We start from the raw sequence: 15,928 nt of genomic DNA, 5'->3' as shown, positions 1-15,928 counted from the left end.
CTTTGATTCATTGCAGGGTCATGTTATTCAACAATTAAATGCGGTTTATGTTCAAGGTGATGGTAGGCTTTTATATAGCGGACCGTTTTGGTTTTGCTGCGCATCACAATCGAAGTGGTTTCAACAAGATCTCCGCCGAGAAAACGGACACCATCGACTAATTCACCATCTGAAACACCGGTTGCCGAGAATATCGCATCGTCGCCGGAGACTAAATCATTCAAGGTTAATAACTGGCGTGGCTCTTTAAGACCCATGTCGATAACCCTTTCTTCCTCTGCTTGTGATTGCGGCAAGAGCCTTGCCTGCATATCGCCATCCAATGCCTTAATGGCCGCGGCAGAGATTACCCCTTCAGGCGCCCCGCCGATTCCAATAAACAAATCGATGCCGGTTTGCGGGAGGCAGGTTGCGATAGCGGCTCCAACGTCACCATCACCGAAAAATTTTACTTTGGCGCCCTTAGCGCGGACACGCTCAACAATTTCTTCGTGACGTTCCCTTTCCTGAATAATAACTGTTACATCTCTCACTCTTTTATTGTTTGCTTCTGCAACAATATCGATTGTTTTTTCAATCGGATCCAATAAACTGATTTTTCCTGCGGCATTTTTCCCCACTGCAATTTTTTCCATATACATATCAGGAGCATGGAGCAATGTCCCTTTATCCCCAGCGGCAATGACAGCAATCGCATTATTTGTCCCTTTGGCAACAATATTAGTTCCTTCCAGCGGATCAACAGCAATATCCACCTTAGGACCCATACCGGTGCCTAAACGCTCACCGATGTACAGCATCGGTGCCTCATCTAATTCACCCTCGCCAATGACGACAATGCCGTCCATGTTGACGGAATCAAACATATTTCGCATTGCGGTGGTCGCTGCATCATCTGCTTCAATTTTTTTACCTCTGCCTTGCCACTGTGCTGAAGCGATAGCCGCTGCCTCCGTCACACGTACTAATTCTAATGCCAATTCACGTTCCAATATATTCATCTCCAATAGGTGCATTCTACTTCAATAGTCTTCTATATATTAGCAGAAAGTGAATGGGAAATGTAGTTTCTCATAATTATATGGATCTTAAATAGGATTTTAAACAAATTATGATACAATATATTCAAGAACTTATGGAGGCATAAGGGCAAAAGGCGAACGCTTAAAGCGGCTGTTATCCGTGAAATGACGTACACTCAGCCGTCTATCACCATTATTGCTGACAACATGATAAGGAGAGTCTGAAAATGTATTTTGTGGATAGAGAGAAAATTGAAGAACAATTAAGTTATATTGAAAAACAAATCGGGATTTTTACAGAGCTAAAGGAATGCGAAACCATTATTGAAAAACTGGCAGTAGAACGAATCGTTCACATGGTCATTGAGGCTGTACTTGATGTAGGGAACAGTATGATTGATGGATTTATCATGCGCGATCCAGGGAGTTACGAAGATATTTTAGATATATTAGAGGATGAAAAGGTTATTACGGCAGAAATGTGCGAAAGCTACAAACGCATCATTATGCTGCGGAAGTCATTGCTTCAATTTTATACAAATATCAATCATGAAGAACTGTTTGAAGTATTTCAGACAGAATTGACTGTCTTAAAGCATTTTGCACCGAATGTAAGGGAATACATTGAAAACGAACTAGGGCCGGTCACAACTTTTAAACCATGATACAGTGAGTCACAGCGGCATCTTTGAGGGGATTGGGTGCTATTATAGAAGGGGTGGAGAAAATGATTAGTGCTGGCAACACAAAAGAACAAATACTGGCACTCTTAAAGCAAAATGGCAGCATGACGATTATGGAGCTTGCAAATGAAATCAATATTACAGAGATGGCTGTAAGACGGCATATTCAAACTTTGGAAAGGGAAAAGCTGGTTCGGTCTGATGTGAAGAAGCAGACAATGGGAAGACCATCAAAAGTCTATCGCCTCGCTGAGCAGGGGGAGGACTACTTTCCGAAGAAATATAAGGAGTTCAGTATGGAACTTCTTAAGGGGTTAATTGAGGCCGGTCAGGAGGAGCTGTTAAAAGACATTCTGCAAAAACGAAAGATGCGCTTGCTGGAAAAATACAAAAATGATCTGAAACAAGAGGAACTTCAGGAAAGACTGGAAAAATTAATGGACATTCAAGAGCTTGATGGGTATATGCCGCAAATGGAAATGGAAAATGGTGAAACACATTTTAAAGAGTTAAACTGTCCTTATATTGATGTTGCCAAGGAATTTCCGCAATTATGCCAGGTGGAGATTGAATTTATTAAAGAATTCCTTGGATTAAGTTCCATAACAGTGGAAACAAGTATGTCTGAAGGACATAGCTGCTGCCATTATATTTTTCCGTCTCATAAATCCTGAACGGTATCTTAGAAGTTGAAGCGAGGATTAGCATGAAGCCATATAAGGGATATCTGATTGATTTAGATGGAACGATGTACCGCGGAACAGACGTAATAAAAGAGGCGGTTGATTTTGTCGGTCTCTTGAATGAAAAGGAGTTACCTTATTTATTTGTCACGAATAATTCATCAAGAAAACCTGAACAGGTGGCGGAAAAGCTGCGGGATTTTGGCATAAATGCCAAAACAGAGCAGGTGTTTACATCCAGTATGGCCACGGCTAATTATATATTCGACCGTAAGCAGGATGCCACGGTTTTTTGTATAGGCGAGGAAGGTCTGCAGACGGCCATTGCTGAGAAAGGATTCCAGTTCGCTCAGGAGGATGCTGATTTTGTTGTCATGGGCATTGACTATTCCATCAGCTATGAAAAATTGGCTGTTGCCTGCCTTGCTGTTCGCAATGGGGCTGTTTTTATTTCAACAAACGGTGATATTGCCATTCCTACTGAACGCGGATTGATGCCTGGCAACGGTTCCTTAACGTCAGTGGTTTCGGTATCGACTCAGACAAAGCCTATCTTTATAGGAAAGCCCGAATCGATTATTATGGAACAGGCATTAACGGTTTTGGGGACAAACACGGCAGATACACTAATGGTCGGAGATAATTACGATACAGATATTATGGCCGGAATGAATGCCGGAATGGATACCCTGCTTGTGCATACAGGTGTCACGACGAAAGAGCGGCTGTTGCGTTATGAAGAGAGGCCAACATATGTACTCGACAGCCTTGAGCAATGGAAGTTTGCTTGAGAAAGCCGACTTTAGAAGGGGTCAGGATCCCGCATGGAAAACATGATCTTGGCATGATTTCTTGATATGGCTGCGAGGAGCCTGATCCCAACATGATGGAGTCAGACTGATTATTCAGCGTTTTCGGCACGGTGCGCTAAGCGGCTTGAAGCGGCTGCAGCAATGGCCCCAACGATATCGTCAAGAAATGTATGACATTCTCCACTGCTTTTGTCATTCAGCTTCTCTAGTATTCCTGGTTTCATTTTGTCAATATAACCATAATTGGTAAAACCGATTGAACCATATACATTGACGATAGAAAAAGCTAGTATTTCGTCGACGCCATATAGCCCCTCATCATTGCTGATAATGGTCTGAAGCGGTTCTTCCAACAATCCTTTCTCAGCCAGAAGATCAAGTTGGATTCCTGTCAATATCGCATTTTGAACTTCCCTCTTAGAAATGACCTTTTCTACATTAAATAGACAGTCCTCTATTTGCAGGTTGGGATGATATTTTTCCTGCAAATGATACACAAGCTTAGCGATGTCTTCTGTTTTCACGCCTCTGTCATGGAGCCACTTTCTTGCTGTTTGTTCTACTATACCCATGACTTTTCCATCTTCACTCATGAACTTCACCTTTTCTTAAAGTTATTCTCCCGCCATTATTACTGCAAATCCCATATTCTTCTTATTCATTTCCGATGATCCTCGGATTATACAAGAACTGCACAAGTTTCTTTAGCATTAAACATATATATGAAAAAACAGCAACATCATTATTTTAGCAATATTTCTCTCTTTTGTCAGAAATCAAGTCGGATTTCAAAGTTACAAGCAAAATGATATGCAGCGATATGGGGTGGGAGTATGAAAGGAAACCTGCTAAAAACACATTATGGCATTGATGCTAATGAAGCAGCACCAATGGGCCGCTATCAATCCTTTAAAAAAGACAATGAGAAATTTTTTTTCGTTCCTGTTGATAACATGGAAGATGAGGAACTGGCTGAACTAGAGCAGCTGGCTAATCATCTGAAAAACAGCGGTGATCGGTATGTCAGCACGTTTATGCATACAAAGGACAACAGCAGAATATTGAAATTAGAAAACCAGCAGCTTTGTCTTCTGACCTGCCGGAATTATCAATTCAGGACACTTAATCGCATCGGCAGAAAATTAGCAAAATTCCATTTCAGGGGAAGAACCATTTCTTTTTCAGTAAAAAAAACAAGCAGAATAGGGCAGTGGAAATCATTATGGGAAAAGAGACTGGATCAAATGGAAAAGGTATGGAATTCAATGCTTTTTCAACAGCCGGAAAGTGAGTTTGACCGCATGTTTGTAGAGTCCTTTTCTTATTATATGGCAATAGGGGAAAATGCGATTCAATTTTTAGTCGACACAGAACTTGACGATGAACCGAAGACCATTGACAGCGGTACGATTTGTCATTCCCGTTTCACAGCCAATACATGGGGGGAGGATTCAATCCGCAGCCCTTTTGACTGGGTCTTTGACCATTGCAGCCGTGATTTGTCAGAGTGGACGCGTGAACGATATTTGCATCAGTTTAGAACTTATCAGCATGAAGTGAAATCCTTTTTTACCGATTATCAAACTGTTGAGCCTCTAAGTTCTTTTGCCTGGAGATTGTTCTATTCCCGGCTGCTGTTTCCGCTTCATTATGTTGAATGTATCGAGGAGTATTATTCAACAAACTCCGAGCAGCAAAGACGAATGCTGATCGACCGTTTGGAAAAGTATTTAGTGCAAACGAATGAACATGAACGTTTTCTAAAAGAAATATTCGAGCTTGTAGAAGTCCCGGTACGCAAATATCAGATTCCCAAAATTGACTGGCTGTAAAAGCAAGGCTGTCCGCTGGGCGGTCTTTATTCAATGGCTCTTATCAATCTTATTGTTGATTCACAGTGGAAATTTAATCCATCGGCAGTATAATAGTAAGATGGAATGATCAGGATGTAAGAAAAATGTGGAAGTAATCGGTTACATGATGATTCTTATATAAAATGTCCCTTGTAAAACTAAAATATTACCACTATAATGTCTACTATACGCAAACATTTGTGCATTTAAAGGGAACAGTTTTAGGGGGGACGATGAAAATGAACGAAATCTCAATCGGTTTATTAGGACTTGGTACGGTTGGTTCCGGTGTTGTTCAAATTATTGAAGATCACCAGGAAAAGCTAATGTATCAAGTAGGGTGTCCTATAAAGGTTAAAAAGATCTTAGTTAAGAGTTTAGATAAAGAACGTGCCATAGAAGTAGATCCATCTGTTTTAACGACAGATGTAAATGACGTTTTATTTGATCCGGAAATAGATATAGTTGTAGAAGTAATGGGCGGGGTCGAACAAACGAAAAATCTTCTCATTCAAGCGTTGAATAATAAAAAGCATGTCGTTACAGCCAATAAGGATCTAATGGCTGTTTACGGCTCAGAGCTTTTAACAGTTGCAGCTGAAAATGGCTGCGATCTATTCTTCGAAGCGAGCGTTGCCGGAGGAATTCCGATTATCCGTACGATTGTTGATGGACTTGCTTCAGACCGTATTACGAAAATGATGGGAATTGTGAACGGAACAACTAACTTCATCCTGACAAAAATGAACAATGGCGGAGCATCATACGATGAAGTATTAAAGGAAGCTCAGGAGCTTGGTTTTGCTGAAGCGGATCCGACATCTGACGTCGAAGGACTGGATGCAGCACGTAAAATGGCGATTCTTGCTACACTTGGGTTTTCAATGAAGATAGATTTAGCTGATGTTTCCGTTCAGGGGATCACAGGTATTACGGAAGAAGATCTGCAATACGGTAAACAACTGGGCTATACAATGAAGCTAATCGGTATCGCTCAGGAGGATGATGGAAAGGTTGAAGTAAGTGTGCAGCCGACATTCTTATCTAATTCCCATCCGCTTGCGTCCGTGCAAAACGAATATAATGCTGTTTATGTCTGCGGTGAAGCCGTTGGTGAAACCATGTTTTATGGACCAGGTGCAGGAAGCCTTCCAACTGCAACCTCAATCGTATCCGATATCGTTGTCGTCATGAAAAACATGCGTCTAGGTGTGAATGGAAAAAGTGCGATCAGCCCGCAATATCAGAAAAATATGAAGTCTGATGCTGAAATTTTTTCAAAATATTTTCTAAGATTGCAAGTTTCTGATTCCATTGGAGTTTTTGCAGAAATTACCTCACTTTTTGCCGAACACAACATCAGCTTTGAAAAAATACTTCAGCTGCCAATTCAGAAAAGGGTAGTGGCCGAAGTGGTTCTAGTGACACACCATGCATCGAAAAGAGACTTTGAGGATATTTTAGGCAGATTAAGGGATCTACAATCTGTAAAAAATATTAAAAGCTGTTATCGTGTTGAGCGAAGCACCGGCAACTAGGCTGAATAGGTGTAAACTTACACAAATAGAATAAAAAGGTTTTGAATTTATCAAAGGAGTTGTCAAGGTGTGACCGATGGTGACATGTTTATCATAAAGGTTCCAGCCAGTACTGCGAATTTAGGACCGGGATTTGATTCAGTAGGAATGGCGCTCAATCTTTATTTAACCCTTGAAGTAGAAAATGCCGATAAGTGGGAAGTGATTCCATTAACAGAGGAAATGGAAGTGTTCCCAAGGGATGAAGGTAATTTCATCATTCAAATGGCTTTAAAAACAGCTGAAAAATATAATAAAATATTGCCCCCGGCAAGAGTAAAAGTGAGCAGTGAAATTCCTCTTGCCAGAGGGCTTGGATCCAGTGCAACCGCCATTGTGGCTGGAATTGAACTCGCTGACACGTTAGGACAATTACAGTTAACCAAACAGGATAAGCTTGAAATAGCGGCAGAAATTGAAGGTCATCCCGATAATGTCGGTCCTTCCATTTACGGCGGACTTTTAATCGGCTGCCAGTTAGGGGATTCTGTCGATGCTGTCTCATTCTACGATCTGGATCTCGATGTTGTGGCGGTCGTACCTAGAGAAGAACTATTAACGAAAACATCCAGAGGAGTGTTGCCTGAAAGCATCTCCTTCAAGGAATCAGTTGCTGCCGGTGCCGTCGCCAATGTCTTAGTGGCTTCCATTCTGAGCGGGAATTATGAACTGGCTGGAAAAATGATGAAGGCCGATCGCTATCATCAGCCGTACCGCCGCCAGCTTGTTCCGCATATGGACATCATTGAAGAAAAAGCACCTCTGTATGGTGCATATGGTGTAGCTCTTAGCGGAGCAGGTCCAACGATTCTTTGCTTAGTCAAACCGGGATCAGCTCAGTCAGTAGCAAATGGTCTCAAAGAATGGCTTCCAGATATGGACTATCTTATCCTCAAAATCGATAAAGTGGGAAGCCAAGTGGTAATCGAAAAAAATGCGGCTGCGTTTTAGAGCAGAGCATGATAAATAAACACAAAAAACCGGCGTCGATGAGCCGGTTTTCGTGTTTTTGTTAAGAATATTTTCGATCGGACTTGATTGTTCCAAAAGTCCGCCTTTTGAAACTTAATTAAAAAACTTGCTCCACTTCCACAATACCAGGAACTTCTTCAATAAGTGCACGCTCAATTCCTGCTTTTAACGTGATTGTAGAACTTGGGCAGCTGCCGCATGCACCAAGAAGACGTAATTTTACAATCCCATCCTCTACATCTACAAGCTGACAATCTCCCCCATCACGAAGAAGGAATGGGCGTAATTTATCTAATACTTCTTGGACTTGCGCTGTTAAATTTTGTTCTTCAGACATTTATATCTCTCCTTTCTATTCATTATTATTATAATCACAATGGATAAAAAAAGCTATAATTGAGAATGGAAATCCATTAAATGGGGCGAACTGTTTTACGTACGCTCAGAGGACGGTGGGTTTCCTCGCCCTCCTCAGGAAGCATTGAAAATGAAAATCATTATTTAATATGTTAAGATATATCTAATCTCCTCCATTGGACAAATAAACTTATGAATAATATATGAGGTGTATACCATGAAACAGAAAGACGTTGAGATTATCATTTATGGAGCCGAACAGATTTGTGCCAGCTGTGTCAATCTGCCTTCTTCAAAAGAAACATACGAATGGATTGAGGCAGCGGTTACCCGTAAATTTCCTAATCAGCCCTTCGAATTTACCTACGTAGACATATTTCAGCCGCCTGAGGAGAAGGAAAAACAGCAATTCGCCCAAAAGGTTATCGATGAGGACCTGTTCTATCCAGTCATCACCATCAACAACAAAATTATTGGGGAAGGCAGCCTGCGCCTTAAAACCCTCTACACCGAACTAGAACAGTACGGCTACAAACCTGCAGAACAATAAACAACTGCAGCAATAAAAAAGGGGGCGGGATAAAACCCGCCCCCTATGCGTACGTGAAGCAGTACGCCCTGCCAACAAGCGACCACCAAACAAACAGAAAACCACTCATCAAACAGTGTCTGTCCTTTAACTTGATAACGATTACAAACTAGTCATCACCTTTTACCAGTTTGCACCCAGACGCCAAAAAAGGCTGTCAGGCATTACCTGACAGCCGGGCGCACGTGAAACAGTACGCCCCATCTCTCTATCCGCGGTGGTATTTGTACATCCATAGCACGCCCGACTTCAACAGCCGCGCAACACGCCCCGTCACCAGCTTCTCAGCCACAAGACCAAACCCATTCTTTTTGCCTAAAGCACCCAGCATCCCCTTCAGCTTAATAGGAGGCAATTCTTCGGTAAATCGCTCACCATTCAACTGCTTCAATAAAACCTGGGCAATCTGCTCTGCCTGACCCTCAGCAAGCTGGGCGCTTGGCGCATGAGGAAGGCTGGCACAATCTCCTACCACATAGACATGTTCGTGGTTTGGAATTTGATGCTGCGCTGTTAAAATAACTCGGTCCCTTTGATCCTTCTCTACATTCAACCTTTGTACAACCTGATTTGGCTGAATTCCTGCCGTCCAGATAATGGCATCAGAATGAATCGGTTCAAAATGATTGAATAATGTATTTTCAGCAACCTTTGTAATATTGGCATGATTATTAATTTCTACCCCATGATTATCAAACCAATTTTGCACATATACACTCAATTTTTCAGGAAACGCGGATAAGATATAATTACCACGGTCAAAAATTTGCAGTTTAATATCCATTTTGCTTTCGATCAATTCAGAAGCCAGTTCAACACCAGTCAAACCTGCTCCGACAATCGATACAACCGAGCCGGAGGGAAGGCTTTTAAGCTTTTTATATGTGTTAAGAGCACTGTCAACGGTTTGAATGCTGTGTGTATATTCTTTAGCACCGGGAACATTTTGAAATTTATCTTCGCTTCCTAACCCGATAATCAAGTAATCAAAATGGACCGGGTCTCTGTCAGCGATGTGAACTTTATTCTCATCTAAGTTAATATCCGTAATCTCCGAGTTAATAAATTTTAGTTTCGGATGATTTGGAAAATCAATTCGTACATCATGGTCAGATGCTGAACCAGCAGCAAGAGCGTAAAACTTTATTTTAAAGCATCGCTTCGGAGACTTATCAATTAAAGTAATCGAGAGATCTTCCGGTAATTCTTTACTGGAAAGGAGCCGCTCTATAATCTTGATTCCTCCATACCCTCCACCAAGTATAATAAGATTTTTCATAGTTATTTCCCCTTTAAATGTTCATTCTTGCATCATGCAATGATTTATTAACCAATGAACTATGGACAAGGTCTCTTTTTATCTATAATCAAATTTGTTCTGTCGAATTTGCGCTCATACTCATGAACCAGCGCGAAAAAATTCTTTTAAAACGTTATCTTTCAATATTATTTTTGAATGGACAATGTAAACGTATTCATCTTAAAAATAGTGCTCTATTAATTATTCATAAAATCTATTAATTATAAAGAAATAATTCATCATGTAAAGTATATCTAAATTGTGACAAAATCTCAATGTTTATAAAAGATTTATTAAATAGTAAGTTATTTGACACTTTTATTGCCTGTAGAGGGAATTTATCTTGATATTTTGGATAGGCAATTCACTTGCAATGTGGATCGATAAACGATAGGATGTTTTATTATGTTAACCAAAAGGTGCCTTTTTGCAGGGCTTGTTAAAGTAAATGTTGACAGCTCTGGAACAAGGCTGAGAGAATAAATAATAAACATCTTTAACAAGCCTTTTGGATTTGAGTGAGGGAGTATATGTATAGACCAATTATAGAATTTTGTATCAGTAATTTAGCAGAAGGAGCACAAAAAGCAAGAGAAATATTGGAGCGGGATTCCAATTTAGACGTTGTTGAATATGGCTGTCTCAGCAATTGCGGTAAATGTGCCCATTCTCTATTTGCCTTAGTTAATGGAGAAGTCGTAACAGGGGAAACCCCTGAGCAGCTGGTTGAACATATTTACCAATTTATAGATGAGAACGTAGTCTTTTAAGAAGAATCTCTCATTTCACGCCATCTTTCTTTTGCCATTTCGATAATTCTAAGTTCAGCCGATGTCCTTTGTTTTTCGATCACTTTCGAGAAATATTTTCTGGCCTCGGCTGTTTTGTCTGTCCTCCGTGATAATTCTCCTAATAAATAAAGAACCTTCAGTTCTGTAAGCTGGGTCCCCAAAAAGTCAAGGGTGTTATAAGCCTCGGTATACTCATGTAAAGCAATGGCCATAAAGCGCTGCTCCTGTTCGCAATTCTGCTGCAGGCGATTCAGCCAGGCAATGCGCAAGGAAATCCCGGCGATGACTACATGTTTTTCCTTTTTCAATGTGGAACAATAGAAAGCCAGTTTGTAAGCAGTGATCGCATCGTCGATTGTTCGTTTGTCTGAATAGCTTCGGGGTGTCCAGTTTTTGCGAATCTTTTCTTCTAGTATTTTCTTTACAGTTGTTGTTATTGGTGGTGTAGAATCATCTGAAAAGGAATAGCCGCAGTCCGGGCAGACATAAATCGTATAGAGTAATGGATTATGTTCAATATCCTCGTAGTTAGGACAAAAGTCAGTGTCGTGGTTAAGACATTTTATATAACGTGAACGTATTTTTTTTGAAGTAAAACGGTGTCCACATAAATGACAGGTACACTTTTTATCAAATAATGCTTCAAGTACAGTCATATCAATCACCTCTTATTAGGAAGAAATACTTATCTTATTATAAACTAAATTAGGTAATAAAGACTATGTATTTTAGACTCTTTACATGAAATAGCATAAGTTGTGGGTCTGACATATTGTGTATATAATATAAGTACTATGGTTAAAGGGGGAATTGAAATGAGTGCAATGGTGAAAATAACAGAGGCTGCCGCTCTTCAAATAAAAGAAATGATGAAACAAAATGAAGAGGAAGGTTCTTTTCTTCGAGTTGCTGTAAAGGGCGGGGGCTGCAGCGGTCTTTCCTACGGCATGGGATTTGTAGAAGAAGCCGAAGAAGATGATCATCAATTTGAACAACATGGATTAAAAATAGTCGTTCATAAAGAGGATGCTCTCGTATTAAACGGTACGATTATTGATTACAAGCAGTCCATGATGGGCGGCGGGTTTACTATTGATAATCCGAATGCGATTGCGACATGCGGCTGCGGTTCGTCTTTCCGTACAGCAGAACAAGCTGGAAATCCTGAGAATTGCTAATCTTCAAGAAAAAGCTGACTTCATAAGTCAGCTTTTTAGAATATCCCTTACTTATCTCCATAAAAGTAACGTTTCATTGTCAATTTTACAACAGAACCATATAATGTCATAAAGGGACAAGACTGAAATTTTACAAAAGATGTATAATTCTGATTAATTTATTAGTTTAAGTTTCATGTATACAAGTATAAACAATATTAAGGGCTTGAAAAACTTTTTGAAAAGGAATAATATAATAATTGCATAAAGAAATTGTTAACATTCTGTGACATTATTATTACTTTTTTTTGTACAACAACGTGAAGGATATCACAAACTTTTTCCTGTAAATAAAGATATGGGGTAAGGGAAAAGTACAACTAAGCATAGAGCAAAATGTGAAAAAATAAACAAAGGGGAAGATCGATTTGAAAAAACCAAAAATAGTTATTTTAGGTGCAGGTTACGGCGGTTTAATGACAGCAACCAAATTACAGAAAGCATTGGGAGTAAATGAAGCGGATATTGTATTAGTGAATAAAAACGATTATCACTACGAAACAACATGGCTGCATGAAGCATCTGCAGGGACTTTACACCACGACCGTGTACGTTACGATATTAAAAACGTTCTTGACCGCAATAAGGTTGAGTTTGTTCAAGATACTGTTATGGAAATTAAAGCTGAAGAGAAAAAGGTTTTGCTTGAAAAAAGCGAACTTGCATATGATTATTTAGTTGTTGCTTTAGGCGGCGAATCAGAAACATTTGGTATTAAAGGCTTAAAAGAATATGCATTCTCAATTGTAAACGTAAATGCGGCAAGACGTATTCGTGAACATATTGAATATCAATTCTCAACGTATCACGATGAACAAGATGATAATAAATTAGCGATTGTTGTCGGCGGTGCCGGGTTTACCGGAATTGAGTTCCTTGGAGAACTAGTTGAACGCATTCCAAAACTTTGCCAGGAATATGATGTTGAGCAAAGCAAGGTAAAAATCATGTGTGTTGAAGCAGCTCCGACTGTACTGCCAGGCTTTGATCCTGAACTTGTTAAATATGCCGTTTCATTCTTAGAAGGCAAAGGTGTAGAGTTCAAAATTGGCACTGCGATAAAAGAATGCGCACCAGATGGAATCAAAGTTGGTAAAGGCGAAGATGAGATTGAAGAAATTAAAGCAGGTACAGTTGTTTGGGCAGCAGGTGTCCGCGGAAATGCTGTAATCGAAACTTCCGGTATTGAGTCAATGAGAGCACGTGTGAAAGTAGAGCCTGATTTAAGGGCACCTGGATTTAACGATATTTTCATTATCGGTGACTGTGCGCTTGTTATTAATGAAGAGATTAACCGTCCGTATCCGCCTACAGCACAAATTGCGATGCAGCAAGGGATTGCGGTTGCGAAAAATATCGCAAAATTAATGCGTAATCAAAATGATCTTGAGAAGTTTGTTCCGGATATTAAAGGAACGGTATGTTCACTTGGCGACCATAATGCAATTGGCGTTGTATATGGCAAAAAATTAGTCGGAACTCCAGCTTCATTCATGAAGAAAGTTATTGATAACCGTGCTTTATTGATGATTGGCGGTATTTCCTTAATGCTTAAAAAAGGAAAATTCAACTTTATCTAATCCACTTAAAAAAGGGAACGAAGATGATTCGTTCCCTTTTTTGTGAAAATATTAATTTGTTCCTAAATCTCTCCTGATATATGGATTGACTGGAAAAAATCGATTCAGTACACTAAAAAGGATAAGGGGGGATACATATGCAGATGAATATCGTTGTTTTGCTTATTTCTATGGTGCTTTTTTTCGTTTTATTCTATGGAATTGGTTTTATTTTAAATATGTTATTAAGAATGTCATGGATTATGGCGATTATTTACCCGGTTATTGCCATTTTTATTATCGACAAGGTTCGTTTTATTGAATATTTTACCGATGCAGGCCATTCTTTTTCGGATTTGCTTACTCGAATATCTAACCTGGCTTTAGCGGATATCTTAATTCTGGTAACCGGTTTATTGGGAGCGATTGCAGCGGGTGTCACTATTAAAGCACTGCGAAAAAGAGGGTATCAGATGTTCTAAAGAGAGGCTCGTGCAGTCTCTTTTTTTATTGTCCAAAAAGGCTGATTTTATTTCTCCACTATTCATGCATAATTCTATCGCTCTTAGGAAATGAATAGTTTTGGGAGGAATGAGCTAAAAATGGACAGGTTAAAAATGGTTTCTATTCGGATGCTAATGTCGGTATTGTTTATTGCAGCATTAACATCTACTTTTCAATTCATAACAGGAGTAGAGGCAAAATCAATTGCAGCTTCTATCTATGAGAAAGTAAAGGGTGATATTAGCTATTCGATTAAAAATCATACTCTTTATGCAGTCGTACAATCTGTAAAGGCAGATTCCGAAATTGCTTTAGGCAAAACAGAACCGAATCTTGAGAAACAGTTTGACTGGTCAAAGTATCCGGTAAAAAAAGTAGTGGCGACAGGATATACTGCCGGATATGAATCGACAGGGAAAAACCCGGATCATCCTGAGTTCGGCATTACTTATTCAGGGGTTAAAGTCAAAAGAGATCTCTATTCAACCGTCGCAGCTGATTTAAGTGTGTTTCCGATTGGAACCATCCTCTTTATCCCGGAGTACGGGTTCGGTGTAGTGGCAGATAAAGGCGGTGCCATTAAAGGGAACCGCGTAGATCTTTATTATGAAACGGTCGATGACGTATATACACATTGGGGCAAAAAGGAATTAGATGTGTATGTCGTTGAAATGGGAGACGGTTCATTAACGGAACATGATTTAATGTCTTTAAATGAGGATGTATCGATGCAGGTGTTTCGCCAACAGTATGTAAATCCTGAAAGAAAATAAAAAACAGGAAGTTGACACAAAAAGGTGTCGGACATCCACGAAATTGATGCCTCCGGTATGATCATGCCGGGCGGATCGATCATCGTGGTTATCTGACACCTTTTTCTACTGAATACTCTTTCTTATTTATCCTCATTTTCTATCGTCTTATCCATTGAAAATATAATATAAGACAAGCGTCAAAAGAATGCCGGTCAATCCGCCGAAAAACACCTCAATTGGCTTATGTCCAAGGAGTTCTTTCAACTCTTTATGCTTTTCCTTTTCCTCCATATGGTGCCAGGCCTTCATATCCTTCAAAAGAAGATTGAAATCTGCCGCTAACTGATTGAGTACAGCTGCTTGTTCACCGGCTTGCCTTCGGACTCCTGAAGCATCAAACATCGTAATAATGGCAAATACAGCTGATACGGCAAATAAAGGGGAATCCATTCCGACCTCAAGAGCTATACCGGTAGAGACAGCTGTAACGGCTGCAGAATGGGAACTCGGCATTCCTCCGGTACTGACAATCAGCGACCAATCTACCTTTTTTAGTAAAATTAATTGAATGGGAACCTTTACAAATTGAGCGAAAAAGATGGAAGTTAAAGCTGCCCAAAGCGAGAAGTTTTCTAAAATGGCCATGATGGATACAACCTGCCTTTTGTTGAATTTTATAATCAAATGAAATTTTCAGAAACGGCAATCCATTCGAATATGGGTAGCGAATCGATGAGTCAGGTAATATTTGTAATATTTTAGTGTTATGCTTTCTCGTTTGCTACTATATATATCAAAAAGGCGAAATCCGGAGGGAGAATGAGACTCGTGATTTATCCTATGGAATATTACCAATTTTTTATTTCCTTTAACGAAGGCGATTATTATACCTGTCATGATCTTCTAGAAGAAATGTGGATGACGGATAAGCAAAACTTTTTTTTAAAGGGCTTATTGCAAATGAGTGTTGCGATTTACCACTATGAATACGGCAATATTAAAGGGGCCCGTGCCATGATGGAGACTGCTGGTCTTTATTTAGCAGGATACCGTCCAAAACACTGGGGATTAAACCTTGAACAGGTGATTGAATTTATTGGAAATTCTCTCTCTATTATACCACAGCATATCGATAAAGTTTCATTTGAGGATACCGGTACATTACCAAAATTACCGAAATTATTTCTCTATTTAGAGGACAATACGTAAAGTCGAATTATTTCTTACTCTTGGCTATAATAATGGTATTCATTA

At 39.7% G+C, this 15,928-nt stretch carries 18 protein-coding genes and 1 pseudogene; 13 read left to right on the top strand and 6 right to left on the bottom strand.

Annotated features, from left to right (window positions below; all coding sequences use genetic code 11):
- Positions 1–23 precede the first annotated feature (23 nt).
- Entirely contained in the window at positions 24–992 is a 969-nt protein-coding gene (gene glpX / locus HNR53_RS07955) for a class II fructose-bisphosphatase (RefSeq protein WP_184524667.1), read from the bottom strand.
- Positions 993–1,249: 257 nt separating this feature from the next.
- Between glpX and HNR53_RS07950 the strand changes: the two genes are divergently transcribed.
- From HNR53_RS07950 to HNR53_RS07940, 3 genes are all read left to right on the top strand, one after another.
- The gene (locus HNR53_RS07950) at positions 1,250–1,687 is read left to right on the top strand and encodes a DUF86 domain-containing protein (protein WP_184524665.1); all 438 of its coding nucleotides are present in this window, start codon (positions 1,250–1,252) and stop codon (positions 1,685–1,687) included.
- Between the two features lie 62 nt (positions 1,688–1,749).
- A complete protein-coding gene (locus HNR53_RS07945) occupies positions 1,750–2,379 on the top strand; it encodes a helix-turn-helix transcriptional regulator (protein ID WP_184524663.1) in 630 nt (209 codons plus the stop codon).
- 32 nt (positions 2,380–2,411) lie between these two features.
- Complete coding sequence (locus HNR53_RS07940; RefSeq protein WP_184524661.1) at positions 2,412–3,179, top strand: TIGR01457 family HAD-type hydrolase; 768 nt, start codon at positions 2,412–2,414, stop codon at positions 3,177–3,179.
- A 110-nt stretch (positions 3,180–3,289) separates the two neighbouring features.
- Here HNR53_RS07940 and HNR53_RS07935 read toward each other — a convergent pair whose 3' ends face one another.
- On the bottom strand, positions 3,290–3,793 hold the full coding sequence (locus tag HNR53_RS07935) for a phosphatidylglycerophosphatase A family protein (RefSeq protein ID WP_184524659.1): 504 nt from the start codon (positions 3,791–3,793) through the stop codon (positions 3,290–3,292).
- Between the two features lie 240 nt (positions 3,794–4,033).
- On the opposite strand from HNR53_RS07935, the gene yutH reads away from it, so the two are divergent.
- The 3 genes from yutH to thrB all read left to right on the top strand — a co-directional run bounded on the left by yutH (position 4,034) and on the right by thrB (position 7,581).
- Positions 4,034–5,032 carry a spore coat putative kinase YutH gene (gene yutH, locus HNR53_RS07930; RefSeq protein ID WP_184524657.1) on the top strand — a complete coding sequence of 333 codons (999 nt, stop codon included), beginning with the start codon at positions 4,034–4,036 and terminating at the stop codon, positions 5,030–5,032.
- A 260-nt stretch (positions 5,033–5,292) separates the two neighbouring features.
- Entirely contained in the window at positions 5,293–6,591 is a 1,299-nt protein-coding gene (locus HNR53_RS07925; protein ID WP_184524655.1) for a homoserine dehydrogenase, read from the top strand.
- 69 nt (positions 6,592–6,660) lie between these two features.
- Positions 6,661–7,581 carry a homoserine kinase gene (thrB, locus tag HNR53_RS07920; RefSeq protein ID WP_184524653.1) on the top strand — a complete coding sequence of 307 codons (921 nt, stop codon included), beginning with the start codon at positions 6,661–6,663 and terminating at the stop codon, positions 7,579–7,581.
- Positions 7,582–7,699: 118 nt separating this feature from the next.
- Here thrB and HNR53_RS07915 read toward each other — a convergent pair.
- Positions 7,700–7,915: pseudogene (locus tag HNR53_RS07915) on the bottom strand (NifU family protein); the annotation flags it as partial.
- 261 nt (positions 7,916–8,176) lie between these two features.
- On the opposite strand from HNR53_RS07915, the gene HNR53_RS07910 reads away from it, so the two are divergent.
- Positions 8,177–8,509, top strand: a complete 333-nt coding sequence (locus tag HNR53_RS07910) for a YuzD family protein (RefSeq protein ID WP_184524649.1) — start codon at positions 8,177–8,179, stop codon at positions 8,507–8,509.
- A gap of 247 nt (positions 8,510–8,756) precedes the next feature.
- On the opposite strand, the gene HNR53_RS07905 is transcribed toward HNR53_RS07910, so the two are convergent.
- The gene (locus tag HNR53_RS07905) at positions 8,757–9,827 is read right to left on the bottom strand and encodes an NAD(P)/FAD-dependent oxidoreductase (RefSeq protein ID WP_184524647.1); all 1,071 of its coding nucleotides are present in this window, start codon (positions 9,825–9,827) and stop codon (positions 8,757–8,759) included.
- Positions 9,828–10,378: 551 nt separating this feature from the next.
- Here HNR53_RS07905 and HNR53_RS07900 point away from each other — a divergent pair.
- Positions 10,379–10,618, top strand: a complete 240-nt coding sequence (locus tag HNR53_RS07900) for a YuzB family protein (RefSeq protein ID WP_184524645.1) — start codon at positions 10,379–10,381, stop codon at positions 10,616–10,618.
- On the opposite strand, the gene HNR53_RS07895 is transcribed toward HNR53_RS07900, so the two are convergent.
- Positions 10,615–11,295, bottom strand: a complete 681-nt coding sequence (locus HNR53_RS07895; RefSeq protein WP_184524643.1) for a DUF2225 domain-containing protein — start codon at positions 11,293–11,295, stop codon at positions 10,615–10,617. The two genes, HNR53_RS07900 and HNR53_RS07895, sit on opposite strands and share 4 nt — an antisense overlap.
- 159 nt (positions 11,296–11,454) lie before the next feature.
- Here HNR53_RS07895 and HNR53_RS07890 point away from each other — a divergent pair, with 159 nt between their 5' ends.
- The 4 genes from HNR53_RS07890 (at position 11,455) to HNR53_RS07875 (ending at position 14,692) form a co-directional block, all read left to right on the top strand.
- Positions 11,455–11,817: a HesB/IscA family protein gene (locus HNR53_RS07890; RefSeq protein ID WP_184524641.1), complete on the top strand. Its 363-nt coding sequence runs from the start codon at positions 11,455–11,457 to the stop codon at positions 11,815–11,817.
- 407 nt (positions 11,818–12,224) lie between these two features.
- Positions 12,225–13,436: an NAD(P)/FAD-dependent oxidoreductase gene (locus HNR53_RS07885; protein WP_184524639.1), complete on the top strand. Its 1,212-nt coding sequence runs from the start codon at positions 12,225–12,227 to the stop codon at positions 13,434–13,436.
- 137 nt (positions 13,437–13,573) lie between these two features.
- Positions 13,574–13,897, top strand: coding sequence for a YuiB family protein (locus HNR53_RS07880; protein WP_184524637.1), 324 nt, complete (start codon positions 13,574–13,576; stop codon positions 13,895–13,897).
- Positions 13,898–14,017: 120 nt separating this feature from the next.
- Positions 14,018–14,692 (top strand): 3D domain-containing protein, encoded by a 675-nt coding sequence (locus HNR53_RS07875; RefSeq protein ID WP_184524635.1) that lies wholly within the window; start codon positions 14,018–14,020, stop codon positions 14,690–14,692.
- A gap of 147 nt (positions 14,693–14,839) precedes the next feature.
- Here HNR53_RS07875 and HNR53_RS07870 read toward each other — a convergent pair whose 3' ends face one another.
- The gene (locus HNR53_RS07870) at positions 14,840–15,319 is read right to left on the bottom strand and encodes a divergent PAP2 family protein (protein WP_184524633.1); all 480 of its coding nucleotides are present in this window, start codon (positions 15,317–15,319) and stop codon (positions 14,840–14,842) included.
- Positions 15,320–15,493: 174 nt separating this feature from the next.
- Between HNR53_RS07870 and HNR53_RS07865 the strand changes: the two genes are divergently transcribed.
- A complete protein-coding gene (locus HNR53_RS07865) occupies positions 15,494–15,883 on the top strand; it encodes a DUF309 domain-containing protein (RefSeq protein WP_184524631.1) in 390 nt (129 codons plus the stop codon).
- The last annotated feature ends 45 nt before the right edge of the window (positions 15,884–15,928 follow it).

It is taken from the genome of Bacillus benzoevorans, from assembly GCF_014207535.1.
Taxonomy (GTDB): Bacteria; Bacillota; Bacilli; order Bacillales; family Cytobacillaceae; genus Bacillus_BD; species Bacillus_BD benzoevorans.
This window is presented reverse-complemented; position numbering and strand designations above follow the sequence as displayed.